We start from the raw sequence: 726 nt of genomic DNA, 5'->3' as shown, positions 1-726 counted from the left end.
CCAACATAAGCTATACGATCACTAGGCAATAGAATCTGTTGTTTCGTACCCACCGGCACACTTAATTGCGCATACATGCCAGGTAGCAAGCCTTCAGCCTCCAGACGGCTCTTAATCAAGAAGCTTCGAGATGCAGCATTACCTGCTGGCACCATTTCTTCTATTACTGAAGGCAGATTCTTATTCATCGAGGGAATCCTTACCTGCAAGGTGTCACCCAAACTGAGGCCGATCGCCAATTGTTCGCGCACATGCGCCTCGACTCGTAAAGTAGCTGGATTATATAAGGTAAGAAGCTGCATCCCTGGTTGGGCAGTATTACCGGGCTCTGCAAAGCGATCGATTATTAGACCATCAATAGGGGAATGCACCTGAGCATAACCCAGGGCCGTTTGCGCTTCTAACAAAGCCTGTTCTGCACTTTGCTTACCGGCTAACAAGCTATCGTAGTTTGCCTGAGTCTGCTCCAAAGCAGCGTTAGCAATCAAGCCTTTCTGACTCAAGTCCTCAGAACGCTTAAGATTATTCTTTGCTTCCAACAATCGTGCAGACACTGAAGACAAAGCCGCTTTTGCCTGAGACTCCCGTGATAGCAAATCTGCCTTTTCCAATTCAATCAGTAGCTGCCCTTGTTTAACCTGCTGCCCTGCTCGTACATGTACTTTCTCTATCTTGGCTAGAATACGTGATGAGATAAGTGAATTCTGTTTCGCTTCAATACCTGCT

Annotated in this window: 1 protein-coding gene; it reads right to left on the bottom strand. The window is 47.0% G+C overall.

The window, feature by feature from the left end:
- The coding region (locus tag A3757_RS01675) for an efflux RND transporter periplasmic adaptor subunit (protein WP_068739057.1) at positions 1 to 726 on the bottom strand (726 nt) is incomplete at both ends.

Source organism: Oleiphilus sp. HI0117 (genome assembly GCF_001635235.1).
Note: the sequence above shows the minus strand (reverse complement) of the source record. Positions and strands in the feature narration are given on the sequence as shown.